Here is a 25,137-nt window from a genome sequence, read left to right as displayed (position 1 = left end):
AGCGGCAGGGTTTTTTTAATCAAGTTGTATAAAATGAGTGTCAGGCACTGCATGCTTCGGGATAAATCCGTCCGCAAAGTCTGGAAACGCGGACTGTATTTCATCAATCCATTTTTTCAGATTTAATATATACGGCATATAAATCATCTCAATTGTCGCTTCATCTTCAATCCGGTAGTACCAGCAAAGATTAAACTCTTTTTCTGTCACCAGTGTAAACCCAGAGAAATGATAGAAAATCAGCGGCGTTTCATCTATATACACGCGGCCGTCCTTTTGCCCGACCTTATAGTTTTCGATATTCCAAAGCGCTGTATTGGCTCCTATTGACTTGACAACATGAACACCTTTAAACTGTGCCGGCCATTTCTCCACATATCTTTGATCACCATATGTCTTTCGTTCTGTATCCATTTCGACCGTACAAAATGCAATACAGTCCTGTCTCCACTGCCATACCGCTTCATATGCTTCCTTTGTATTACCGGCACCGACAAAGCCTGTATTAAAGCGTCCGGTTCGGTCGTAGTAGGACGTGAAGCGCGGCGAATTACGATGATCAGTCAAATACAGAGACGCCGTTGGGTTTTCTGCAAAAATACGTGCCGGATCAGAAAAGAAAAATAGATCCGTATCCATATGGGCAAAGTATTCAGCATCATCCCACTTGCTCATCACATGAAACAAAAAGGCGGGCTTTAACGTCCAGCAATATTCATGAAACGTTCTGTTGCTTTTTGCTTTCAGCAGCTCCGGGTCTTCCATTTCATGCAGCTGCACAAAGCTGACATGCTCCCATGGAACGTGCTGAAGCAATTCGTACGCTTTCTGGTCGACACACAGCACATATAAATGAAAATCATCGCAATGCTCATGGAGAGAATGAATCATGGGCATGAGCTTAAAGATATGTGTTCTTGACACTATCGTTGAAAAATGAAATGTACTCACTTATACCACATCCAATGATCTAAGATCCACGTGCAGCAAATCGTTGACAAGCGCATACAGTGCGTTGGCGAAGTCATTAACGCCTAGCTTTTTCTTCGCTTTTGGCAGAAGCTTGCGGACAGTTTGTAAATCAAAGCTTTCCGCCGTCACCCTTGGGGATTTCTTTCGCCAATCCGGATCAATATTGCGCTCTTTAACAACATGCAGAAGCTCAAGAAACAGATTCAGCAGCAGATCATATTTCTGAGATTCCAGCAGCTTTTGAATATCATCCATGATTCTGTTCGTCATGTCAGGCGGGAACGGCCCATTAAAAGCGAGATGAACGTCTAAGGACCGGATATTGTTGTATTTATCGCACATATAGGCAATGTTTGCCCGAATATCGTCTACAGACTTACAATTGCTTGGATGCTCCTGATGAACACTGACAATATCGCGCCGAAGCCTGAAGGTCAATCCGGCCTGATGAAGCCTGATGCCGAGATCATAATCCTCAAACCCGTACCGCACAATGCCCTCATCAAATAAACCGAGATCAACGACATGCTTGCGTTTAACAGAGGAATTATTCGTGATAAAAAAGCGCCATGGCATATGATAACCTTCCAAATCATCTCCGTACTCATCTAAAATCTGCTTGAGCACGTCAATAAAGTCGGTATTAAGGTCAAAGCTTTTATCAAGAAAGCTTCCGTTTTTAATGTCCGCTTCCTCCAGCAGCTTTTGTTTGTCTTTTTTCGGCATTTCATCTGTGAGCTTTGCGAGCTGTTCCTTATGCTCTTCTTCAAATCGTTCATAATAAAAACTGTAGATCCGCTTCCAAAACAACCCGCACACGACGAGATTCTCTTCATTCTCATGGGCTTTAATATGTTTTGCCACAAGGTCCTTCGCCGCAAGCATATCGCTGTCATGGAAAATCAGGATATCTCCTCTGGCATTGCGCAGCGCCTGATTTCGACCGTACGCAATCCCCCTGTTTTCTTTAATCCGGGTAAAAATCAGCGGAAAATCCGCTTGAAATGATTCAAGCATTGAGAGCGTTCCGTCCTCAGAGCCATTGTCCGCTACAATGACTTCGAATTCTTCATCGCACTCCTGATGGTTTAATGACAGAAGGCTATTATAAAGACGCTCCTTTGAATTATATGCAGGAATAATAACGCTTGCTTTCACTTCATTTTCACTTCCTGTATTTACTCATTTATTTGTTGTCATCTTTTGAAGCAAAACCGTTAAATTCAGGGTCTAATGTTTTGATGTGCTCAATGATATGCGGCAGTGTCTCTTGATACAGTTCATGCACAAACGGCAGGTCTGTGCGGGTTGTTTCATGAATCTGTTTGATTTCATTGATGCCGACGATTCGGTATCCGCTGAAATGATAAAAAATCAGCGGACTGCCATCCTCCAGCACGATCCGGCCATCCTCCCACGAAAACGTATGCTGCCCATAATTCCAATGACCAATGTTCACGCCGGGTGTCGTAATATCACAAACATTCGGAAACAGCCCAGACATATAATCCAAATAGCCTTGGTCACCGAATTTTCCTTCACCCGGCGCATTTTTGCATTCCTCAAGACAGCGTTCCTTCCACCACTCCAAGCAGTCAGTGCCTGCATCATCATGCTTGAAGCTGATAAACCCAGAATTATATCTGCCTAAAAGACGCTGCAGCATGTCAATCTGATCTTTCTCAAAAGAAGGAATGACAATATCCCCCCGTGAAAGCAGCACCGAACAGTCCGGCTGGTTTTCAAAAATCGGCGATGGATCTGCGTAGAAAAAGAGATCCCCGTCAATGTATGTCACACGCTCCAGCTCGGGATTGCTGTTCAGCACAGCTTGCAGAAAGATCGGCTTCATCGTCCAGCAATACTCACTTTGATCTCTAGTTTCCTTCAGCTTTTGAAGCATTTCATTTTCAAGAGCGGCCACCGGCACAAGGTTTAGCTGCTTCATCTTCAGCTTCTGTAACACGCGGTGCGTATCTTCGTCCATGCACAGCGTAAAAATGGGACTGTCTTGGTCTACTCGCTCTAATGACTTAAATAAGGCGACTGCCTGATATAATCTTCCTTTTGATAAAACGGTGCAATACGCGCTGGTCACAGTCATGTTCACCTCGTTTCACATTACTTTTTGAAGAATTCCGTATACCACTCAATCGTTTTTTCAAGTCCTTCATCAATGGTGTAGGCCGGTGTCCAATTCAGCAGCTTTCTCGCTTTTTCTGCGGATAAATATTGATGTTTGATTTCATTGCTTCCCTGATTCAGCACCTTAGGTTTCAGATTACTGTTCATTTTCTTCAAAATTTTCTCTACCAGTTCAAGGACGGTCAGCTGGATCTCATTGCTGAAGTTAAAGGCCTCTCCGGCAAGATTGTTTTCTTCCATTTTCTCTGCAAGAAGCAAATAAGCCTGAACGGCATCTTCAATATAGAAGTAGTCCCGGACAAAGGTGCCATCGCTGCGGATTTCCGGCGCTTCCCCGTTCAGCACAAGCTGAATCGTCTGAGGAATGATGCGGTTGAAGTTTAAATCCCCGCCGCCGTATAAGTTTCCGCAGCGCGTAATACAGACCGGAAGCCCGTACGTGTGAAAATAGGTGTGGCTGATCAGATCTGCGCAGCTTTTTGAGACGTCGTACGGGTGCTTGCCCTGCAGCGGCATGTTTTCGTCGTACGGAAGGTTTTCTTGATCGCCGTAAGCTTTATCACTTGAAGCGACAATGACCCGCTTAATTAACGGATGCTTGCGGCAGGCTTCGAGAATATTCCATGTGCCGAGAATATTTGCTTCAAAGGTAGAAATCGGGTTGCGATTTGCCACCCCGACAATCGCTTGTGCAGCGAGGTGAAAGACAGTGTCGATCTCGTACTCGCCAAGCGCGCGTTCAATGACTGCCAAATCTTCAAGAGAGCCCCGCACGATGTTCATTTTCTTGATATGGTCTCCCTGATACAGATTGGATTGGGGCACATGATCCCTGACAAGCCCCGTCACGTTTGCGCCCTGTTCGATCAGCTCTTTCACCAAATAGCTTCCTAAAAGACCTGTACACCCCGTAACAAATACGTTTTTATTTTTCCAGAAACTCAAATCGGTTCACCATACCTTCCATACTTGTTGTCCTTGATCCCACATCTTGTTGACTTCTAAGAGATTTTTATACGTATCGATGGCCGTCCAAAATCCATAATGGCGGTACACGGCAAGCTCTCCGTCTTTGGCAAGGTTCTTCAGCGGTTCATCTTCGAACATTGTGTTCCCGTCCTTCGGCAAATAATCGAAAACCTTGGGACTGAGAACGAAGAATCCGCCATTGATGATTCCGTCACTTGATGTCTTCTCAGAAAATGTTTTCGCCATGCCGTCCTCAACCGTCAAGGTGCCAAACTGCGAGACTTTGTCAATGCCGGTGACAGTCGCGGCAGCACCTTTTGTCTGATGATAGCTGATGAGATGGAAAAGATTGATATTGGCCAGCCCGTCCCCATAGGTGAGCAGAAATGTTTCATCACCGATATAGTCTTTCGCCTGCAAGATTCTTCCGGCTGTCAGCGTATCTTCCCCAGTCTCCAAAAACGTAATTTTCCACGTTTCAGGCTGCCCCAGCATCTGTACCTCTCCCGTAGCGCTGTCGAGTGTCAGGCTGTTGTGCTTCCATTCATAGTCGAGAAAGTATTCTTTGATTTTTTCGCCTTTATAGCCCAAAAGCAGAATAAACTCGTTTACTCCGTAGTACTGATAGATTTTCATAATATGCCATAGAATCGGTTTGCCGCCTATCATGGCGAGCGGTTTAGGAATGTCATTCGTGATTTCACTCATTCTCGTTCCTTTTCCGCCGCAGAGAATGACCGCTTTCATCTCTACCCCTCATCTCTATGAATATTGAGTTCGAAACCTGGTACATCTTTACAATCTATCAAGGCATTTCCCCGATAATTTGTCCGATTTCAATACCGGTTTCAAAATCTACTGTAATGATATGAGAGAAAGCCAGCCTTGGTGACCAAATGGAATCTATTTTTTCAAGTTGGTTATGTAACCAAAAAAAGAGCCTTGAGCGAAGGCAATGCGCCCGCTCAAGGCTCTTTTTCATCTTATTTGATTTCTTTTTCCTTGCCGTAATGATAGTCTGACGGATCAACGGCTGTGAAATCATTTAGTTTATGGAACCTCAGCAAGTCTTTGTACAGGACACTGTCTGAAAGGCTCAGCTGCTGGTTCACTCTTGTTTTCAGATTCTTCGTTTCTTCATTCGCTTTCAATTTTTCACCAGTCTTCGTATCGTAAATGACATTGTCGACTGATGTGTACTTCGGCGTTACGAAGTCTCCGTTTCTGAATGCCACTGTATCGTCGTGGTCTTTAGAGAATAAGTCAGTACCAAAGTTGATATATTTCTGAGAATCAATTCCTTCTAAGTGCAGAAGTGTCGGCATGACGTCAATTTCGCCGCCATACGTATGGTTCACTCCGCCTTTTTTGCCAGGAACGCGGATCATCAGCGGCACACGCTGGTTCTGTGCGTTTTGATAATCTGTGATCTCTTTTCCAAGAATCTCTTTCATCGCTCGGTTATGGTTTTCAGAAATACCGTTATGGTCACCATAAATCATAATGACTGAGTTGTCATACAGACCGGCTTCCTTCAGCTCCTTGAAGAATTGCTCAAGCGCTTCGTCAAGGTAACGCGCTGTTTGGAAGTAGCTGTCTACTGTGTTATCGCCGGTTGTCGCTTTTTTAAGAGACGCGTCTTTTTCATCCAGGTTAAACGGATAATGGTTTGTCAATGTAATCAAATGCGCGTAAAACGGCTGTTTAAGAGACTCAAGCTTTGGAATCGATTCTGTAAAGAACGGCTTATCCTTCAGTCCCATATTAATGACATTTTCATCTGACATATCATACGTGCTTGCGTCGAAGAACTTGTCGTATCCGATATGTTTGTAAATCTGGTCACGGTTCCAGAACGATTTGTAATCACCATGCAGGACAGCGCTTGTATAGCCTTCCTTCTGGTCTAAAATCGCCGGAAGCGACTGGTAAGTGTTTTCGCCTTTCGTCACAAACGCGGAGCCTTCTGGAAGGCCGAAGATCGAGTTATCCATTGTCAGCTCGGCGTCAGATGTTTTTCCCTGGCCTGTCTGATGGAAGAAGTTATCAAAATACGTCACATCTTCTCCGCCGTGCGCAAGTTTATTTAAGAAAGGCGTTACCTCTTCACCGTTCAGCTTGTAGTCAATCAGGAACGACTGGAAGCTTTCGAGGTGAATTTTAATGATATTTTTGCCTTTGGCAGCGCCGAAGTACTCGGCGTTCGGTTTCGCATAATGAGACGTCGTGTAATTCTCGACGCTTGTTAAATCATCGCTGCTTGCATAGGCTCTTTGCGTTTCTGTTTGAGCCGTCTGTACACCGTCATAAATGGTGTAGTTGTAAAGACCTAAATATTTCACGATATAATTGCGGTCAAACGTTCTTGTCAGCAGCTGCGGACGGTCTTTTTCCGCATAGTGCAGGTTGATGAAAAACAGTGCGACCCCGGAAAGGATCACTAAAGATGCAAAGCGTTTTTTCATTTTGTATTCTTTTAATTCAGGTCTCCAGATCAATACCGCAATCAAAATGATAATATCTAAGAAATAGAAAATATCATGACCGGCCATGATACTGAAAATACCGTCTCCCATGTTTCCAACGTTTCCGGACTGCTTAATGTTCGGGAACGTCAAGAAATCGTCAAAGAAACGATAGAATAAAATATTTGCATATAACACAAATGTCATCAAGAAATCGATAATCAGCATAATAATGGCTGATTTACGCCCTTTCGCCAGCAAAGCCAGTCCTAAAAAGAAGACGGCGCTTGAGAATGGGTTAAATATCAGGAGGATCTCCTGGGTTGTGCCTTTTACCCCAAGATTAAACTCAGTCTTGTAGGATAAATACGTTTTTGCCCAAAACAGTATAACAGCCAGCACAAAAAAGCTAAGTTTGTAAGAAAAAAGTTTCTTCATGGCAACCTCTACTTTCTTAAACACTTTAAGTTCTTCATTCATATTTACCTGCTCTTTATATCCTGCCTTCTCATTTCTTCTTTCCAAACAAAATCAAGGCATCACACAACAATAAATACACCGCGGCAAGCCGGAATATTTATGTTTCGCACCATACCATTTTTATTACAACCATTTGGAAACCAATCACTGGACGAAAGAAACCTTCATTTCGTTTCACTTTTTTCCTCAGAAATAAAAAAAGGATTTCTTTTGTCATGTGTGCCTTTGAAAAAAGAAATAGATACCGAGTATAAGAATAACATAAACTAGCAAAAACGAAAAATAGGTTTTGCAGACAGCCCGCCCTTCCGGCGGACTGAAGTTATTGTATGCACTAATGTTTAGCGTGATCACCATTTTTTCGAAAGGACAAAAAAGACTGGATGTTTCCAGTCTTCTTTATCTATATCCCTGCCCAGACATCTTTGGCATACATGCCGGTATCCTGCAGATGTCTCAGCCAGTTTTGCGCTTCTTGTTCCCCGGTTCCATGAACAGACTGATACGCTTTTTGAAGTGCCGCCTCCACATCCGGGGCCATTTTGCTGCCGTCACCACATACATAAAGCCTGCCTCCGCGGTCAAGAATCGATATTAAGGTTTCTGCATGTTCAGCCATGAGATGCTGGACATATGTTTTCGGCATGCCTTCTTTTCGGGAAAAGGCTGTATGGACTGTGACTACACCGTCTTTTTCAAACTGCTCAAGCTCATCTCGGTAAATAAAATCCCGATCGTTCCTGCATCCAAAATAGAGATGAGCCTCACCGAGCGTTTTCCCCTCCCGCTTTAAAACATCACGGGCTTGAAGGAAACCGCGAAATGGTGCGACTCCCGTGCCTGGCCCGACCATAATAATTGGAATTTCAGGGTCTTCTGGAAGCTGAAACCGGGATTCCGGTGTGCGGATAAACATCACGACATCATCACCGGCTTGACGCTCAGCTAAATCATTTGATGCCACGCCCCTGTATTCGCCACGGCCGCTCCACGCCGGGCCGCGCACAACGCCGACTGTGATTGATGCTTGCCCCGGATTCACTCTTGGAGAGCTTGAAATCGAATAATATCTCGGTTTTAACGGACGTAATAGCTCTAAAAATCGTTCAAACGGCATGTCGCATGCTTCGTACTTTTCAAGCAGATCCAGCATAGAAATTCGTTTTTTCAATATTTGTTCCTGATAAACACCCTCTGCTGTCAGTTCTTCTAATTCGCGCTTATGCGGCGGACACACTGTAAAAGCGGCCAGTTCACGTATTTGCGCTCTTGTGGCTGCTTCCTGAACCTCAACGCTGTAGCTAAGAAGATCATTCAGGCTGACAGGACGGCCCAATGGCAGATGCCCCGCACTGCGGCCGCTTGCCGACAATGTCACTTGGTCTGTTCCCTTCAGACCGAATCTATGGAGAATCCGGCTGACATTGGTTGGACTGTTTTTTGGCAATACGCCAAGGTGGTCGCCCTCTTGATATTCAACATCCGGCGGCAATGCGATTTCGATATGGCGGGTGCTTCGATCGCTGTCCGCGGACTGAAGCTCACGATTTTCGGCGATGGATGCGTGAGCCGCTTCATACGATCGGGCAAGCGGGGACTCTCCCAGCCCTCTGACAAACTGAAGGCTCAGCGTGCTTCGTTCCTTATCGGCATTTTCATTAAGCTCCAGTCCGAATGCTTTGATGGCGTCCGCCCACATGCTCTTTTTCCACTCATCAAGCTGCCCTTCGAAATCACCGCTGACATCACCTTCCCCGCGCGCAGAAAACCGAGTCGCGCCTTTCTCTGCAAGCTGCTCATCAATGAATCTCGGCACGTCTTGATACGTGCTCGCCCAGTTGTGGTCGCCGCAGCCAAATACCGCGTAATGGACGCCCTCAAGCTCACCCGGTTTGATTTCTTGGAGCCACTGGACAAACTGTCTCGCGTTGCTTGGCGGTTTTCCGTTATAGGACGAGGTCACAATGACAACCGCTCCCTCTGTCGGCAGCTTGCCAATCTGATCGTTCAGAGGTGACACTTTGGTCCTGACGCCATGAAGACTGGCTGTATCTGCAAGCTCCCGGGCGACGCCTTCTGCGGTGCCGGTATCAGAGCCGTACAGCACGAGAAGCGGGCGGTTGTTAAGGCCTATGACCGATGCGCCCTTTGTCTCCGTTTCTTCTTTTTGCTTATCAGGCCCCGGCTTTTCTGTTGCATGGATGTCAGCATGAATGGCTTCCTGATGACGGGTTTGAACCCTGATGCGAAAATCGCCGGGCTTGAGCGTTAAGGTTTGTTTGATATCAAGCTCATAATTCTCATGATCAATCAACGTGAAATATTTTAAAATCATGCCCAGCACAAGTGTGGCTTCATGAAGGGCAAACTGCATGCCGATACAGGCCCGTTGCCCATTTCCGAACGGTTTGTACGCATGATGAGGCACTTGGTCCTGATGTTCGAACCGTTCCGGCCGGAATTCCTCGGCGTCCTTTCCCCAAGCGTCTCGATCACGATGAAGCTGCGGAATCAGCACAGATATTCTGTCCTTCGTCGTGATCGGGAACTTTCCGCCAATGACTGTGTCTTCTTTTGGATAAAGGCTAAAAGCCGGAGCTGTCGGCCATAAGCGCAGTGATTCATTTAAAATCATCCGTATGTATTTAAGCTCCAGCACTTGTTTATAGGTCGGCGCTGCATCTGTCAGCACCCGATCTACCTCTTCATACGCCTTTTTCAGTTTGTCAGGATGCTTCAATAAAAAGTAGATCGCAAAGGACAGCAGGCCGCTCGTTGTTTCATGGCCGGCAATCAAAAACGTAATGATTTGAAAGCGGATATTTTCGTCGTCGAGCTTTTCACCCGTTTCCGGATCTTCCACATTCAGCATGCGGGCGAGCAAATCTTTTTCATCCTGGTCTCCATTCGCCCTACGCTCTGCAATAATGCTGTCGACTAACGAAAACATCGTTTGAATATCATGGTGGAATTGCCGCTTTGTTCTGACCATAAGCTTATCTTGGAAATCAAGCCGCTGCATTTGATGCATCGCTTCATCAAGCGCCCGCACCATGCTGTTGATAAACGGGTGGGGCGTTTCTCTGTAGTAACTGTTAAAGCGGTAGTTAAATCCGCACAGCCCAATGGTGTCCAGCGTCAGCCTGGTCATATCTCCCGGGACATCAACAGCTTCATTCGGATTGAGCCTGGCCCATTTTTGAATGAGCTGAACAGCGATATCGACCATTTTCTCATGATAGTCCTTCATGGCCCGCTGGCTGAACGTCGGCATCAGAATGTTGTGCGCTTTTCTCCAGTTAGGCTCATGCGTCCAGCTCGTAAACAATCCGTCACCGGAAAACGCGCGAACCTTCTCCAGGGCGCCTTCAATGCTTTTATCAAACCGTTCTTCATCACAAACCTCTTTCACCAATTCATGGCCGGACACCACAATCGTCGTGCCCGCGGGTGTATGGATTTGAAAAATCGGACCCTGTTCTTCCGCTAGCTTGATCAGTGAAAGCGTCGGTTTGTCTTTATCAATTAAAGGCAAATTACCGAGCGGCCCAAACGTCTTCGGCTGAGGAATCGGGCTTGTTTCCTTCATCGAACCATTCCTTTCCGTATGAAATGCCTTCTATTTGACTACATTTCCCTTTCATGGTCATGATTATTCCGTTCTCTCAATTGACGCATGATCGCTGTTTTTTCTATACTTGAGAAGCTGTACAATACGCGAATAAGGTGAGTTCACATATGGATTTTGAAATTCGGTTTTTATCCTTTTATGTCATACAGGTGGAAGGCAAGGATGAGCAGGCGAACAAACAGTTCAAGCACTTTCAGACCCTTGATACGGGCGAATTTGAAGAAAGCGAGCTGAAGGACTTTCTCGACGGAGAACTGAAAAAAATCGTCAAACGGAAAGCAGAACGTCATCCGCAGTCTGAGCAGGTGCCGACGAAAATCGGCCATTTTATCGTCGAGCCCGGCCACGAGCTTGATTCCAACCCAAACTACAACATGTTCAACCGCGCGCGTCTGGCGGAAACAAAAGAAGACTTCAATGAGCTGAGCGAGCAGTTCGTCCGCACGTACCTCGACACAAGCGCAGTCCGCGGCGGCGTGTTTCTCGTCGCTTCAGCCGTGCCGAGAAAATACTTTAACGAGTCATTTGTCTTCATTATGAAATGTGACTTTGAGCCGAAGGTCGCCCGCATCTCTGACGCGTCTTCTCTCATTAAAAAAGTCGAAATGGCGATCACGACAAAAAACATGAAAAGCATCCAATACCCGTACATGCCCGAGGAAGGAATGGTCGAGGAAGGCGAGCTGAAAATCCACCAGGCCTCGCACGCCCGCTATTTTGAGGACTTTCTGAAATTCGTCGAGTACGGCGAATCGATGCCGGAAATCATGAAAAACCAGGTCATGAACATGGTGCAGGAGCACGTCTACGAGACATTTGAAGACAACAGCGAAGAGCTCAAGCAGTTCGAGCACGACATTGAGATTTGGGAAGCGAGCGAAAAGCGGGAGATCCAAGAGCGCCTCGACACCCATCAAGTGATCGAAGCCTCCGCCCAAATCATCGAGCACACGCCAGAGGCCCAGCTGAAAATGAAAGTCGGAGAAACAGAGATTAAAGGATTGCTAGCGGATTTTGGCGATTCTATTCATCTCGCAAAAGTAAACGGGCGCTATGTCGCGCTGATTGAAGCCGAGACGATTTCGTTTGAGAAAGGCAGTTCACCGGTGGAGTTTTATAAGCCTGAGGGGCTGCAGGAGGTGATTGAACGGATAAGGAATAAAACAGAGCAAGACTAAAAAGTCCAGAAATCACTTTCTGGACTTTTCCTATTTAATACCCTTCCCTCAACACCGCATAGCACTCCCCAATCAGTTCTTCCGCTCCCGGCTCTTCGGCGAGGACGATGGCATCCTCGATCGCCTGATGCTCCTCTTTGATGCCAGGGATCATAGGTTAAGTCCGACAGAGCTTGCCAAACAGTCAAACGTCACGAAAGCGACGATTACAGGTCTGCTGGACGGGCTGGCGAGAGACGGTTTTGTCAGCCGGAGGTATCACACAGAGGATAAACAAAAAATCAGCATTGAACTGACAACGGAAGGCAAAGCACGCCTTGAGCAATTTCTGCCGCAAAATCTCCGCTGTCATGGAAAACTACAGCGATGAGGAAAAAGATATGTTCGTAAAGATGCTTGGTGATCTTTTTGAAAGGCTGAACGTGTTTAAAGACTAAAAAACCCGTCCGATCTGGGGACAGGCTACATAGTCTTTTCTTCTGCAGCCGGATACGCATCCGGCTGTTTTTTCTTTATGACCGTAACAAATATGCCGCCGATGACACATGCAATGCCGATGAAATGCACAAACTCAAACGGCTCCTTCAATATTACGCCTGACAAAATAACAGCGGAGACCGGAAGAACGGATGTGAAAATGCCCGATACACCCGCAGGCACCTTCGTCACCCCGCTATACCATAAGTAAAATGCTAAAACGGTAACAAAAAGCGCGTAATACAGCACATACGACCAATCCAAAACAGTCGGCACGCTGAAATCAAATGAAGAGGCCTCAAACAAAGCAAACGGGAGAAAAAACAGGAAACCGAAGAGTGATACGAAGGTCGAAATCGCCAGTGCCGAAACATGCGGAGACAGCAGCTTGGCCATCAATGTAAATAGCGCTTCGCCAATGACTGCAGCAATGATCAGCATGTTCCCGAATAAGGCGTGCGGCGCCCCGTCTTGGCTCCCCGCTCCAAATAGATTAATCGCCATCACGCCGCAAACCGCCAGCATAATGCCGATCAGCGTCTTTTTCTCAATTTTTTCTCTCAGCAGGAAAAAGGATAAAATACCGATCACCATCGGGGTTGTGCTGGTCAAAATGCCGCTTTCCGTTCCCGTCGTATATTGAACCCCATACAGCAGGCAAATACTGAACAAAAACACACCTGTGAATGATTGCACCAGCAAGACGAGCACATCTTTTTTCGTTAAAGCCGGTAACCCTTTTTCAATGCAAAACAGAAGCGTGAGCAATACGACAGAAGCGATCAAAAAACGCAATCCTGAGGAAAGAAAGACCGGAATCCGTTCGACCATCAGCTTGCCGACAACGACAGAGCTGCCGACGATCGCCATAGCTGCTGCCAAAGATACATATGCGCCCATTTGTTTTTTCACCAACACTCCACCTGCCTTTTTGATGTATGGCAAAAAGCGCCTATCCAATGACAGGCGCTTTTTCATTAATCATCACTGCTCAAAATGCCGAAGAAGCGGAGCAGGTTGATGAACAAGTTGATAAAGTCAAGGTACAGCGATAATGCCATAACGGGAATTAAGTCTTCCGTAATGTGGCGGTGCTTGATTTGGTTCAAATCATACAAAATGTAAAGGGAAAAGACGATGGTTCCAATCACGGAATACGCCATCATCGCCGCTGAGTTTAACGGGCTGAAAATGTTGAAAATGCCAACCACAACGAGGGCGAGCACCGCTACCATCAGAAATGACCACAGGAAGGATAAATCCTTCTTCATTTTTGCGCCGATTGTGCCTAAGACGGCAAAAATGACAAATGTAGAACCAAAGGCTTCAAGCACGACATAGGCGCCGGCGATGGAAGCGTAATGGCTGACGATCGGAAATAAGGTAATGCCGGAAACGAACGCGAATGTATATACAAACGCATACCCGACCGCTTTTCTTCTGCGCATCCAGAAGGCCATAATAATCATCGCCACTTCAAGAATAGAAAGCGGCAGCATCAAAGCGACAGGAACAAATTGGCCGATAAAAAGGCCGACAGTCGCGATCAGCAATGTGAAGACAAAGACTGTCAAAATGCGTTGCATGATCGATTGCTTACTCTCGTGAACCGTAGCTTGCATGTCAAAAATCCTCCTAAAAAATGATCTTAAAGGTCTATTATATAAAAATTGGATGAAATATGTATATGTTTTAAGGAGAATTTAATGAAAACAAACGCCCTTTACGTTATCATTTCGATTCTTTCCTTTTCAGCGAAAAACGATGCTTTTCTATTTTCTCAATTTGGGTAACCTGAGAATCATGAACCGTAATCTGAACGGTGCCGAAATCGAGCGTTTCCAGCGAACTGATGATTTTTTCAATCACTTCCGGATCAATCGTTAATTTTGAAACCAAAAGACCTTCCCCCCTGTTGAATAGGTTTTAATTCACAGTATTCTTATAAGAATTATAATATTATGTTTTTTTTGATAAATCAATGGTGATTTCTCTTCAAATCAAAAAGGCATATGATCACCCGATGATGGACAATCATATGCCTGGAACTTCCTATTTGTTTTCTTCCAATTCCTCAACAATACAGCGGACACCCATGTTTTCTAATGCCTGCTTCAGCGTGCCATACGTTTCATATTCACTAAAATCAAGCCCCAATTGAATCGATGTTTGGGCCACATCCGGGCGAATCCCTGAAAATACGGCTTTGACGCCTAATAAGAAAAGCGTTTTAGACAGGTTGTACAATTGCTGCGCCACCATGGTATCCACAATCGGGACACCCGAAAGATCAACGACGAGGCTTGTGATTTTTCTCTCGACACAGCGGACCGGCACTGTTTCTAAAATGATCTGTGCCCGTTTTGTATCAACTGAGCCGATAAGCGGCAATATCCCGATTCCATCAGCAATGGAAATGACCGGACAGCCAAGCTCTGAGATCAGTTCCTGCTGAGACGTAAGCCTCATTAGCATAAATTTTTGGTACTGCTCGGAGAATTCAATAATCAGCTTATCGAACGACTGATTCACAATGCGGTTCCATCGGTCTGCATCTTCATTTGTGACGATCTCCTGATTTTCTTTTATAAATGTGACGACTGCGTCCCAGAATGAGATTCTAGAATTTGATATGGCTTCTACGACCTCATGCACCTGAACATCCTGCTCTACCCTGTTTTTCGCAACGGTTTGCGCCCATTTCGCCATATTTTCTTGAAAATCGGTTTGATCCTCTAGAAATGCGCTTGCAATTGTTATATTGGTAAACGTATGCTGCTCGGTTAAAAGCGTTTTCGTTTCTGCACTTAAATGGTCGGCGGAATACAGCTCGCCTTGTAGCTGGCAGCGTAAACTGAACCATTTCTCAGTAATGTCCGCAGTGTGGTCTATGATATATTGATATAATAATTGATCGATATTCACGGTCTGTCTCCTTTTTCGTAATAGAAGCACTTTCATTATAAAATGATAAATCGAAATTGTGAATAAGACTAGGGAAAAATCAAATGAATCTGCTCTCTGAGCGCATTCCAGTTTATATCCATAGGCGAATGCACCAATAAGAGTCTGCCCGCATAAACTGCAGTGTACAGTTTACAATGAGAAAGGGCGTTATCACATGTATTATGTTGATCCTTATATGTTTGCAGGGCATTTTTATGAGCCTTGGCCTGCTTTTGAATATGAATATCGATATCCATGGCCTGGCATTGGCAGCGGCGCTGTTCCGGGATTTGGCGGCGGCTCCGGCCCTGGCATTGGCGGCGGTGCCGTTCCGGGATTTGGCGGCGGCTCCGGCCCTGGCTTCGGCGGTGCGCCACAGGGACCTCCTCCTTCCCAAATACCAGCGAAACCAAAAAAACCGCAGAGTTCTCAAGGAGCCGTTTTGTTAGTTGAACCAATCACCATTCGTCCTTGCCTTTTCCGGTTTACCTATGTTTGGTTAACCAATGGCCGCTCATTTTGGTTCTACCCAATTATCCTTGGCAGAAGATCCGTCGGCGGCTTTTACTGGGATCATTCACGGCGCCGCTGGGTTTATTTCGCCTTAGACACAAATCAGATTGATGTTGTGAGCTGCTCATTTTAATCAAAAATCAGCCGGTTTTCCCGGCTGATTTTTTGTGTTACTTCGGCCTTAAACAGGTTATAGTATTATTATCTTTGCAACTTGGAGGTTTCCCTATGATCAAACAAATTGGCACTGTAGCTGTATATGTTGAAGACCAGCAGAAAGCGAAACAATTTTGGACTGAGAAGGCAGGCTTTGATATTGCAGCCGACCACCCGATGGGACCTGAAGCAAGCTGGCTGGAGGTTGCGCCAAAAGGTGCTCAGACTCGTTTAGTCATTTATCCGAAGGCCATGATGAAAGGCTCTGAGCAAATGAAGGCTTCTATCGTGTTTGAATGTGAGGACATTTTCGGTACATACGAGAAAATGAAGACAAACGGAGTAGCATTTCTCGGTGAGCCCAATCAAATGGAGTGGGGCACCTTCGTTCAATTTAAGGACGAAGACGGAAATGTGTTTTTATTAAAAGAATAAACTGTGGCGCACGGCGGTTCATTCCTGCCTGCGCTTTCTTTTGACATTGAGAATGAATTTCATTTACAATTATTCATATGCAAGAATGATTGGAGTGAGACAAATGTTTGTACAGTTGAGAAAAATGACGGTTAAAGAAGGCTTTGCAGATAAAGTCATAGAACGTTTCAGTGCTGAAGGAATCATTGAAAAACAAGAAGGTTTAATTGATGTGAAAGTGCTTGAGAAAAATGTGCGCCGCGGTGATGAAGAAGTTGTTGTCATGATTCGCTGGGAATCAGAGGATCACTGGAAACAATGGGAAAAAAGCGATGCGCATATCGCCGGCCATAAAGCAAACAAAGGCAAGCCAAAGCCTGACTATCTGATCAACACTGAAGTGAGCATGTACCATGTACGTGCTGTCAAACAAGGGACATATAATCAATAAAAAGCTTGCGCCTCGCTGCAAGCTTTTTTTCAAAGAGTCATGTTGATCTGCTTTGTTCGTAGGTTACGGTATACAGCGGATTATTTTTGTGCCACTCCGCAAATAACACGTCCTCCGCCTTATCAATGTTCTTCTTTTTCAATTCTTGCTTCAGCCACTGTTCATCCACACCTGCTTCCTTCAAATTATCCTGCACAATCTCTCCATCTATGATTAAAGTGATCGGCAGAGAAACAGACTTCGAAGGAATCTGCAAATCCTTATTTATCGGTTTGTCAAAGTCGGATTTGGGGAGCACGCTGACCATCCCGTTTGTTTCAAGAATCGCATATTCTACTTCTTGGATTGAAAAGCTCCCCGCTTGCCTCAAAAGGCTTTGCAGCTGGTTAATGTCCATCTTATTTTTCTTCAATACTTTATATTGAAGCTCCCCTTTGCGGATGACGATATTCGGCTCGCCCTCTAAAAACTTCCGCGATGATTTCATTTTTTGCGTGATAAATTCAATAATATAAATCAGCACGCCCCACAATAGCGAAGCAAAAATAATTTCTTTGATCTTGATTTCATGATCGTAAACGGCATTTCCGACCAATTCTCCTAAAATTAAAGCAGAAATAAAGTCGAACGGCGTAATTTGAGAAAATTGGGTTTTCCCGAGAAGCTTTAAAATGATAAATAAAATGCCTAAACCGCAGACCAGCTCCACCGCAACACTTAAATAATTTCCCATATTGATAGCACCTACTTCTTGATAATACTATCAGTATGGTCAATGCTTTCCTTTCTAAACCGCGAAAGAAGCTCACCCTGCTAGAAAAATCGGCCTGCTCAGCTTTGTATGGTGCTTTGATGCATGTCATCAAAAAGCTGCTCTGCATCATTGCGGTCAATCATGACAAGCGGGTCATTAAGGAAGGCTTGAAACGCGAGGCCTGTATCCTTTGTCAAACCAGCTTCCGCCACTGCCTCCTGATTGGATACATGCCTAGCCGCCAGCATTTCCACACCTTTTGGAAGCGCTCCGGAAAAAATCGGCTTGACACTGTTCCTTGTGATGAATGCGTTTGTTTCGACAATGGCTTGTATAGGAAGGTTTGAGACCTGGCCTTGATTCGGCATATTTACATTCGTGACGAGTTCACCCAATCCGAGAAGGGCCGCTATGATGTTCACGCCTTCTTCTCCCGAAGCTTTCCCAGCAACACCCCGTTGTTGCTGAATGAACCGTTCTGTTTCTTGTCGTTTCAGTCCTCTGTCTTGTTTTCTGAATGATATAGGTGTGAGATGGAATTTCCATACCTCAGGCTGTTTAAGATATGGGCCGGGAAGAAACTCTGCCAGGTGCCTGTCACCCGCAGCAGGGATCGCGCCATACGTTTCAAATAAATCAAACGCAACACGGTGTGCCGAATGAAAGACGCTGTCCCTCCAGCTTTCCCCATCCAGCTCATATCCTGATTCCCCATAGTGCGAGCTGAATTCACGGAATATAGGCAGCAGGTCAATATGGCGGTAAGAGGCTGCCGTAATCCATGTAAAATGGTTAATGCCGAGCACATTAACATGGATATCTTCTCTCCGCGGCACCTCTATTCCCAGCCTTTCCGTGACCATTTCCGCCAATAGCTTTTGCGTCCCGAACACCTCGTGGCAGCAGCCAATCGCTTTGATTCCGGGAAACACTTTATACAACGCTCTAGTACAGACAGACATCGGATTTGTATAATTAATGACCCAGGACTCAGGTGCGTAGTCTCTTATTACCCGGGCAATTTCCGCAAATATCGGGACAGCACGCAAGCCTCTGATGATTCCGCCCGGCCCGACAGTATCACCTACAGACTGATAAATGCCGCAGCGCTCAGGCAAGTGAACATCAATTTCCATATCATCCAGAGAACCCGGCAAAATGGAAATAATGACGATATCCGCGCCAGATAAAGCCTTTTTCAAAGTAGAAACGGCCTCATATCTCCATTTGCCGTTTCCGCTGTGATTGCCGATCACTTCGTTTCTCTGGGCCGCCTCAAAATCAAGATCATAGAGTGCCACCGTGCCTGACATCCTCTCATCAATCGCCAAATCACTCATCAGGCTTCTGGCCCAGCCTTGAGACCCCCCGCCGATATAGGCAATTTTAATCTGATGTAACGTACTCATATGAAACACTCCCTTTCTCAGCCTTTTACCGAGCCAATCAGCATACCCTTTGCAAAGTGTTTTTGTAAAAATGGATATACCGCCAAAATCGGCAGCGTCGCAATGACAATGACGGCGAGCTTTATACCTTGCTCAGGCGGAACGGCATGTTGCAACGTATCGCCATTGGTCGCCGTTAAATCCGATAAAATCGTGACTTGGCGAAGCACCATTTGCAGCGGCCATTTTGCACTGTCATTGATATATAAGAGAGCGTGGAAGAAATCATTCCAAATCCCGACCGCATAAAACAGCGCAAAGGTCGCAATGACCGGCTTTGACAGCGGCAGGGCGATCCGCCAGAAGACGCCGATTTCGGAACACCCGTCAATTTTTGCTGACTCCTCCAGCTCGCGCGGCAGCTGCTGAAAGAAGTTTTTGATAATAATGAGGTTGAACGGATTAATTGCCATCGGCAGAATCAATGCCCAATACGTATCCAAAAGGCCGAGTGATTTTACGACAAGGTACGTTGGGATCATGCCGCCGGAAAACAGCATCGAGAAAATTACCAGATTCAACAGCAGGTTCCGTCCCTTCACATGCCGCTTCGCAAGCGGATATGCCATCGTGAAGGTGAAAAACAGCTGCACAGCCGTCCCGACCACGGTGATGAAGATGGACACGCCCATGCTTCGAATGAACGTCGGTGTCGAAAACACATACTTGTAAGCATCGAGTGTAAAGGTTTTCGGAAAAATAAAGAAGCTCCGCTGGGCAAGTTCCGCTTCTGTCGCAAAGGAACCAGCGATAATGTACAAAAACGGCAAAATGGTAATCGCTCCGACACCGCCGAGAAACAGAATATTGCAGACGTCAAACACCCGTCCGGCTTTGGTGTTATGCATCGTGTGAATTCCAGCCATACCTCTCCCTCCTCTAAAACAATCCTTCCTGGTCAAACTTTTTCGCAATGTAATTGGCGCCGAAAATCAAGATGATTCCGACAAGCGATTTAAACAACCCCACCGCCGTGCTGTAGCTGTACGCGCCTTGGGTAATCCCCATCATGTACACGTACGTGTCAAAAATATCAGCCACGCTGCGGTTGAGCGAGTTCGTCATCAAATACACCTGTTCAAAGCCGAGATTCAAAAAGCTGCCGATTCTTAAAATCAACAAAACGATAATGGTGCTTCTGATTGCCGGCAGCGTAATATGCCACATTCTCCTGAACCGGCCCGCTCCGTCCATGATGGCGGCTTCATACTGCTCTTGGTCAACAGTTGCCAGCGCGGCCAAGAATAGAATCGTCCCCCAGCCTGTCTCCTTCCAAATGCTTTGCATCACAATCATCGGCCGGAACCAGTCTGCATCAGACAAGAAAGAAATCTGCTCACCTGTCAGGCTCATAATCATTTTGTTGATCACACCTGTATCGACAGTAAAGAAAACGAAGGTGATGCTGACTACAATTGTCCAGGATACAAAATGGGGCACGTAAATAAAGGTTTGGATACATCTTTTATACACGGCCTTTCTCACCTCATTCAAAAGCAAGGCCAAAATGAGCGGCGCGGGAAAGGCAAACAGAAGATCCAAGCTCGCCAGCATGAGGGTGTTGCGCAGCAGCCGGAAAAAATCCGGATTCATAAAAAAGTCTTTGAAGTAATCAAAGCCGACCCATTCGCTTTTCCAGAAGCCGAGATATGGCGAATAGTCTTTAAATGCGATCAGGACGCCCCACATCGGCAAGTATTTGAAAATCAAAAAATAAAGCAGACCGGGAATAAGAAGAAGATAAAGCCATTTGTCCCGTTTGAGCGCAGCCATCCAGCTGATGCCTTTTCCAGCAGTGAGAACAGGTGAATCTCCCTTCTTCGGCACTGTTTCCATATCTGTTCTCCTTTCGTGGTACCGGCGCGCCCGCCGAGCGGCAGGCGCATCGGTTTATTTTGACGATTGATACAATTTGTTCAAGTCCTTCATCAGGTCATTGCCGCCGCTTTTTTTCCAAAGCTCCACCGCATCCTCGAACCCTTTTTCATCAATTTCTCCAATGATAAATTGTGTTCTCGCGTCGAGAATGATGTTGTCAAGCTGGGCTCCTTTTTGGGTATAGACATCAGATACAAGCGACTCAGCCGGGTTAAAGACGGCTATTTTTTCTCCTTCAGTTATGATGTCTTTGCGATGTTGAAAGAGCTTTGTTTTCTGGTCTTCGATGTAATACTCGCTTTTCGGGATCGACATGCTGAACTGCGCCAAGCCTTCGTGCTCATACAGGAGGGATTTGTTGTTTTTTTCAAGTGAGGTGAATACGCCGTCCTTGAGCTCGTAATTGCGCCCCTCCACTCCGTTGTTCGTGAGAATCTGCGCTTCCTTATCATTCATTTTATCGAGGAAGGACAGCACCTCTTTCAGCTCTTTTTCGGTTTTGACGCTTGATTTTGGTATCGCGATCATGCCTGAATAACCGGATGTCGGGAAGGTGCGCTTGCCATTCGGCCCCTCAAGCGAGCCGACAATATCAATGATATCCTTGTTCGATTCATCCGCCTCCTCCATGGCGCTTTGGATCTGAGACGCTCTGGAGCCTGTATCAACGATGACACCCGCTTTTCCTTTCACAACCGGATCATTCCACTTTGCTGAATCCATGACCGCAAAATCCTTATTGATCAAACCCTCATCATAGAGCTTTTTAAAAAACTTGAGCGCCTCCATGTATTCCTTCGTTGTAAAATCAGGAATCAGCTTTCCGTTTTCAACACCGTAGCGGTTCGGGGCGCCGAACCAGATTTGCAGAACATCCCACGGGCTTCCGTTGCCGAGCCCCATCCATTTCGGCACGACCATGCCGTACGTGTCATCCTTGCCGTTCCCGTCAGGATCTTTTTCCTTAAAAGCTTTCAGCACTTCATAGAAATCATCAAGCGTTTCCGGCATATCCAGACCGACATTTTTCAGCCAGTCGGTTCTGATGATCATACACGCCCTGATCAGGTCCCTCGTTCTGTAGACTCCGTACACCTCGCCGTTCACCGAGCTGTTCTTCAAAATCTTTTCATCTGCCTGACTTAAATTCTTATAGTCTTTTAAATAAGGAGACAGCTCCCAAAATGCCCCTGCTTTGACAGACTTGATAAAGCCGGCTGACTTATCTTTAATGACAATCGCGTGAGGCATTTCTCCTGAAGCCATGACGATGTTGAATTTGTCGTTGTAGGATGAATCAGGCACCCATGTAACCTTAATCTCTTTGCCTGTGTATTTTTCGAGCGCTTTTAATGAAGGGCTCTTTTCACTCGGGCTTTCCGGCGATAAGAGCGGCGCCATAATGTTAATCGTGTCTTTCGAACCGCCCGCTGAACTGGATGTTTCCGAATTGCTGCATCCGGCGATCATCATGGCAGCAAGCGGCAAGGCCAGCCATTTTTTTCGCATTTTTATTTTCATGATGCGTAAGTCCCCCTTTTTTTCACTTTGCATTTCCCCTTTGCCCCTCCCAATATAAAGCGCTTACATAAATTCTTGCAATCTTCATTTTTTGCTTCATTTCTCCTATGAAATTCCGGCTGTTATCCTTTTTTGCCCGATGTTTCTTTTTTTGCCGGAAGAGAATCTCCGATCAGTTCCAGTGCTGTTATGACGTTCAAACACCATTGGGAGACAGTATTGGTTGTCACCCACGGGAGTTCCTCCAGCTGCGTCCATGTCTCGATGCGCTCGGGTTTGATCGGAAGCGGCGTATGGCTGAGCTTATCATCGAGCAAAAGATTCCACGCTTTGGCGGCGAGATGAGGATCTTGTTTTTTTCTCGCGGCGTAGGCTGTCATGGCAGCTGCGAACATCGGCCAGTGAAAATGCCCGTCATGAAGCGCGCCTCCGCTTTTTTTGCGTTTTTCCTCATCACTGAGGGTGTAAAATTCGCCGAATTCACTCAGCATATCCTCCCATTCCCGGTCATCAAGAAGCTCAGCCAGCTCCATCCACACTTGCGGCGCGCCGAAGGCAATGATCATATGATATCCGCCCGCAATGCCGTCTCCCATGTGATGAAGCATCGAAGTCGCCGGATCATATTCAAATGTCGGGCCGGATAATAAGCGGAGCGGCAGCTGCTTTAGACAGTTGATGCCCGTTTTGATTTTTTTGAGATATTCCGGATTTTCGGTACGCTCCCATTCCGCCAGCCAGTTTGAGCAAAACGCCGCCCAGTCCGGTCCCGTTCTCACGTGAGTCGGGTGCTTGCCTTTCTCGTAAAAAGCGCGCATCGGATCGGTTTTGACAAGGGCATAATCGGCATCCTTCACTTCTGTCAAAAGATCTCCCGTCCGCTCATCACCCGTCAGATAATAATAGAATTTATAAAGTCCGGCCATGCTGATTCTCGCTTCCTTGCAGCCGCATCCCCAGTGCACAACGTTATGCCGTGAGCCAAGCCCGGCGTATTCACCGAGATGAAAGCTGTCCGTTTCACTCGTGTGGCGGGTCATGGCTTCTGCCATTCGGAAGATATCCTCTCTGCCTGAGCGGAAAAACGCCTGCCACAGCCATAGGGTCGGAACGAGCTCATTGTTTTGCCATGCGTATCCGCCGAGATCATATCGCCACATGTGCCGAATTGGATCATACGTATGCATGACATCGCCATAATGCCAAAATCCGTACCATTTGCGCTGCTCTACTTCCTTTTTATAAAACAGAAAGGCGGCGTCAAGCTGTTCCTCAAGCTCTTTTTTGAGCGGATGGGATGTGTCAATGATGCTCCAAACCCCGAGCGCTTTTGATTCGTAATAGACGTTCGGCTCGCATACCAAGAGCGGCGGCGCCTGCCATTTGTCAGCGAGCGCATTGAAGACATCATCAGACGGCATGTGCGAAAAGCACGCCAGGCTGATTTCATTCGTGTTCGCAATGCCGGTCGGATCAGCGCGCATTTCATCAAAGCCTTCATACGCGCTGGCCACATGGGTATGTCCTGTATAATGCCGCAAATCCATCGCTTCGCCGTCCGGGGGCCAAAGCCAGACGGTCATTTTTGGGCGGCTGCCGGCAAGACCTGTGATTTCCAGTGCTGACGGATATTTCTCAAAGAAATACCGCAGGCCGAGAGCCACACCGCCATTTTCGCCGCCCGCATAGCAAAGCCCCTTCGCCCGGCTGCCATGCAGCATGCCGACCCACGCATAATCTTTTCCGGTCCGTTTTGACAGGCTGTAATGATCGCTTGAATCCTGAACAAGCTTCACCTCGTCCCATACCGCATTCTGAGTTCCGTGCGCAAACCATTCCTTATGCTCTTCATCTGGTGACAGCATTTCGCCATTGATTTGTTTTTCATAAAGCGGATACCGTTCATTGAATTTACGTGTGCCAAACAGCTGGGCGGGTTCTTTGTACATCCCCTTCTTTCCCGCAAAACGAAAATGGCGGTTGTACGGCTCTCCCTCCAAAAAAAGGTCAAATTCGATGCCGATCCCCTTAATGAATTCTTGTTTACCGCTCCTGTCAATTAGCTGCGTGTGCACAAGGCCGATCTCAGACAGCCCGGCATAAAACGTCAAACGGATGACAAACGGCAGCCATTCTTCATTCGTTTTATGGAGCACATGCATTCCCTCGATTTTGACCACTGCTTTGACAGGACCGCTTTGCTCAATCGCCGCCTGTTTGATAAGGCTGACAGACGTTTCTTGAAAAAGAACCGTTTCCGCCGCTGACTCCTTTTTCGTTTCTCTTATGGCAACGAGCCTCCCGCCTGCGGCGATCGGCTTTCCGTTGATCTGCAGCGATTGAATGAAATCAAAGCCTGTTTTATGAATGGTACAGACGAGCGTTCCTGTATCCACTTGGATGTCATGCGCTGACTCGTGAATGCTGATCGATTTTGTCGGCTGCGGTGCTTCTCCTTTTTGTACTGTAAAGCTTTGGTTCTCTTGACCGCCAAACACCGCCGCATGCTTCGTCCACTTGATGCTCCCGTCAGGCCAATAGGCCGACGGTTCGCTTTGCACATATCGGATTGCCGCGTTTTCATTCAGAAGCGCCAGACGGTCACCCTTTTTTAATTCTCCTTTTTTCCATGGCACGCCCCACGTCACACCGCTTGTCACTTTTGGCTGTTCTGATAACCATTTGATCTTTTTCATCGGTCTCTCCCTCCATAGAAAAAAGCTGATTCGATGCAAAGAA

At 46.4% G+C, this 25,137-nt stretch carries 21 protein-coding genes and 2 pseudogenes; 5 read left to right on the top strand and 18 right to left on the bottom strand.

The annotated features are described in order from the left end of the window. Positions 1-15: 15 nt before the first annotated feature. The 7 genes from NZD81_RS19715 to cypD all read right to left on the bottom strand — a co-directional run bounded on the left by NZD81_RS19715 (position 16) and on the right by cypD (position 10,620). A complete protein-coding gene (locus tag NZD81_RS19715) occupies positions 16-951 on the bottom strand; it encodes a putative nucleotide-diphospho-sugar transferase (protein ID WP_040083878.1) in 936 nt (311 codons plus the stop codon). After that, entirely contained in the window at positions 952-2,130 is a 1,179-nt protein-coding gene (locus tag NZD81_RS19710) for a glycosyltransferase family 2 protein (RefSeq protein WP_282374072.1), read from the bottom strand. It abuts the gene before it with no gap. 28 nt (positions 2,131-2,158) lie between these two features. Continuing rightward, positions 2,159-3,070 carry a putative nucleotide-diphospho-sugar transferase gene (locus NZD81_RS19705; protein ID WP_134975896.1) on the bottom strand — a complete coding sequence of 304 codons (912 nt, stop codon included), beginning with the start codon at positions 3,068-3,070 and terminating at the stop codon, positions 2,159-2,161. 23 nt (positions 3,071-3,093) lie between these two features. Further along, positions 3,094-4,062, bottom strand: a complete 969-nt coding sequence (locus NZD81_RS19700) for a GDP-mannose 4,6-dehydratase (RefSeq protein ID WP_040083881.1) — start codon at positions 4,060-4,062, stop codon at positions 3,094-3,096. A 6-nt stretch (positions 4,063-4,068) separates the two neighbouring features. Next, entirely contained in the window at positions 4,069-4,833 is a 765-nt protein-coding gene (locus tag NZD81_RS19695) for a glucose-1-phosphate cytidylyltransferase (RefSeq protein WP_014663152.1), read from the bottom strand. A gap of 236 nt (positions 4,834-5,069) precedes the next feature. Next, positions 5,070-6,989 carry a lipoteichoic acid synthase LtaS1 gene (gene ltaS1 / locus NZD81_RS19690; protein ID WP_040083991.1) on the bottom strand — a complete coding sequence of 640 codons (1,920 nt, stop codon included), beginning with the start codon at positions 6,987-6,989 and terminating at the stop codon, positions 5,070-5,072. Positions 6,990-7,434: 445 nt separating this feature from the next. Next, positions 7,435-10,620 carry a bifunctional P-450/NADPH--P450 reductase gene (cypD, locus tag NZD81_RS19685; RefSeq protein ID WP_289861086.1) on the bottom strand — a complete coding sequence of 1,062 codons (3,186 nt, stop codon included), beginning with the start codon at positions 10,618-10,620 and terminating at the stop codon, positions 7,435-7,437. Positions 10,621-10,769: 149 nt separating this feature from the next. On the opposite strand from cypD, the gene NZD81_RS19680 reads away from it, so the two are divergent. Then, entirely contained in the window at positions 10,770-11,840 is a 1,071-nt protein-coding gene (locus tag NZD81_RS19680; protein WP_282374070.1) for a DUF3900 domain-containing protein, read from the top strand. A 34-nt stretch (positions 11,841-11,874) separates the two neighbouring features. Here the strand turns inward: NZD81_RS19680 and NZD81_RS21315 are convergent. Then, positions 11,875-11,943 (bottom strand): annotated as a pseudogene (locus NZD81_RS21315) (hypothetical protein); the annotation flags it as partial. A gap of 15 nt (positions 11,944-11,958) precedes the next feature. Here NZD81_RS21315 and yetL point away from each other — a divergent pair. Next, positions 11,959-12,277, top strand: a pseudogene (gene yetL, locus NZD81_RS19675) (transcriptional regulator YetL); the annotation flags it as partial. Between the two features lie 25 nt (positions 12,278-12,302). Here yetL and NZD81_RS19670 read toward each other — a convergent pair. The 4 genes from NZD81_RS19670 to NZD81_RS19655 all read right to left on the bottom strand — a co-directional run bounded on the left by NZD81_RS19670 (position 12,303) and on the right by NZD81_RS19655 (position 15,242). After that, the gene (locus NZD81_RS19670) at positions 12,303-13,295 is read right to left on the bottom strand and encodes a DMT family transporter (protein WP_282374069.1); all 993 of its coding nucleotides are present in this window, start codon (positions 13,293-13,295) and stop codon (positions 12,303-12,305) included. Next, positions 13,295-13,939: a Bax inhibitor-1/YccA family protein gene (locus NZD81_RS19665; RefSeq protein WP_014663145.1), complete on the bottom strand. Its 645-nt coding sequence runs from the start codon at positions 13,937-13,939 to the stop codon at positions 13,295-13,297. The genes NZD81_RS19670 and NZD81_RS19665 overlap by 1 nt, the downstream gene beginning before the upstream one ends. Before the next feature lie 109 nt (positions 13,940-14,048). Continuing rightward, positions 14,049-14,216 carry a YezD family protein gene (locus NZD81_RS19660; protein ID WP_014663144.1) on the bottom strand — a complete coding sequence of 56 codons (168 nt, stop codon included), beginning with the start codon at positions 14,214-14,216 and terminating at the stop codon, positions 14,049-14,051. Positions 14,217-14,369: 153 nt separating this feature from the next. Continuing rightward, entirely contained in the window at positions 14,370-15,242 is an 873-nt protein-coding gene (locus tag NZD81_RS19655) for an STAS domain-containing protein (protein WP_041521264.1), read from the bottom strand. 196 nt (positions 15,243-15,438) lie between these two features. Between NZD81_RS19655 and NZD81_RS19650 the strand changes: the two genes are divergently transcribed. The 3 genes from NZD81_RS19650 (at position 15,439) to hmoA (ending at position 16,797) form a co-directional block, all read left to right on the top strand. Further along, positions 15,439-15,909, top strand: coding sequence for a hypothetical protein (locus tag NZD81_RS19650; RefSeq protein WP_148343803.1), 471 nt, complete (start codon positions 15,439-15,441; stop codon positions 15,907-15,909). Between the two features lie 95 nt (positions 15,910-16,004). Next, on the top strand, positions 16,005-16,367 hold the full coding sequence (locus tag NZD81_RS19645) for a VOC family protein (protein ID WP_134975836.1): 363 nt from the start codon (positions 16,005-16,007) through the stop codon (positions 16,365-16,367). Positions 16,368-16,470: 103 nt separating this feature from the next. Next, on the top strand, positions 16,471-16,797 hold the full coding sequence (gene hmoA, locus NZD81_RS19640) for a heme-degrading oxygenase HmoA (protein ID WP_243572410.1): 327 nt from the start codon (positions 16,471-16,473) through the stop codon (positions 16,795-16,797). 37 nt (positions 16,798-16,834) lie between these two features. On the opposite strand, the gene NZD81_RS19635 is transcribed toward hmoA, so the two are convergent. The 6 genes from NZD81_RS19635 to NZD81_RS19610 form a co-directional block, all read right to left on the bottom strand. Further along, positions 16,835-17,530 carry a DUF421 domain-containing protein gene (locus NZD81_RS19635; protein ID WP_014663138.1) on the bottom strand — a complete coding sequence of 232 codons (696 nt, stop codon included), beginning with the start codon at positions 17,528-17,530 and terminating at the stop codon, positions 16,835-16,837. A 98-nt stretch (positions 17,531-17,628) separates the two neighbouring features. Further along, positions 17,629-18,969 carry an alpha-galacturonidase LplD gene (gene lplD / locus NZD81_RS19630; RefSeq protein ID WP_289861082.1) on the bottom strand — a complete coding sequence of 447 codons (1,341 nt, stop codon included), beginning with the start codon at positions 18,967-18,969 and terminating at the stop codon, positions 17,629-17,631. An 8-nt stretch (positions 18,970-18,977) separates the two neighbouring features. After that, a complete protein-coding gene (locus NZD81_RS19625) occupies positions 18,978-19,865 on the bottom strand; it encodes a carbohydrate ABC transporter permease (protein WP_069149143.1) in 888 nt (295 codons plus the stop codon). A gap of 13 nt (positions 19,866-19,878) precedes the next feature. After that, positions 19,879-20,835, bottom strand: coding sequence for an ABC transporter permease (locus NZD81_RS19620; RefSeq protein WP_040083891.1), 957 nt, complete (start codon positions 20,833-20,835; stop codon positions 19,879-19,881). 54 nt (positions 20,836-20,889) lie between these two features. Beyond that, positions 20,890-22,398 carry an extracellular solute-binding protein gene (locus NZD81_RS19615; RefSeq protein ID WP_040083994.1) on the bottom strand — a complete coding sequence of 503 codons (1,509 nt, stop codon included), beginning with the start codon at positions 22,396-22,398 and terminating at the stop codon, positions 20,890-20,892. A 122-nt stretch (positions 22,399-22,520) separates the two neighbouring features. Further along, positions 22,521-25,094 (bottom strand): exo-rhamnogalacturonan lyase family protein, encoded by a 2,574-nt coding sequence (locus NZD81_RS19610; RefSeq protein ID WP_289861080.1) that lies wholly within the window; start codon positions 25,092-25,094, stop codon positions 22,521-22,523. Positions 25,095-25,137 lie beyond the last annotated feature (43 nt).

This window comes from Bacillus sp. B.PNR1, assembly GCF_030386235.1.
GTDB classification, from domain to species: Bacteria; Bacillota; Bacilli; order Bacillales; family Bacillaceae; genus Bacillus; species Bacillus stercoris.
This window is presented reverse-complemented; position numbering and strand designations above follow the sequence as displayed.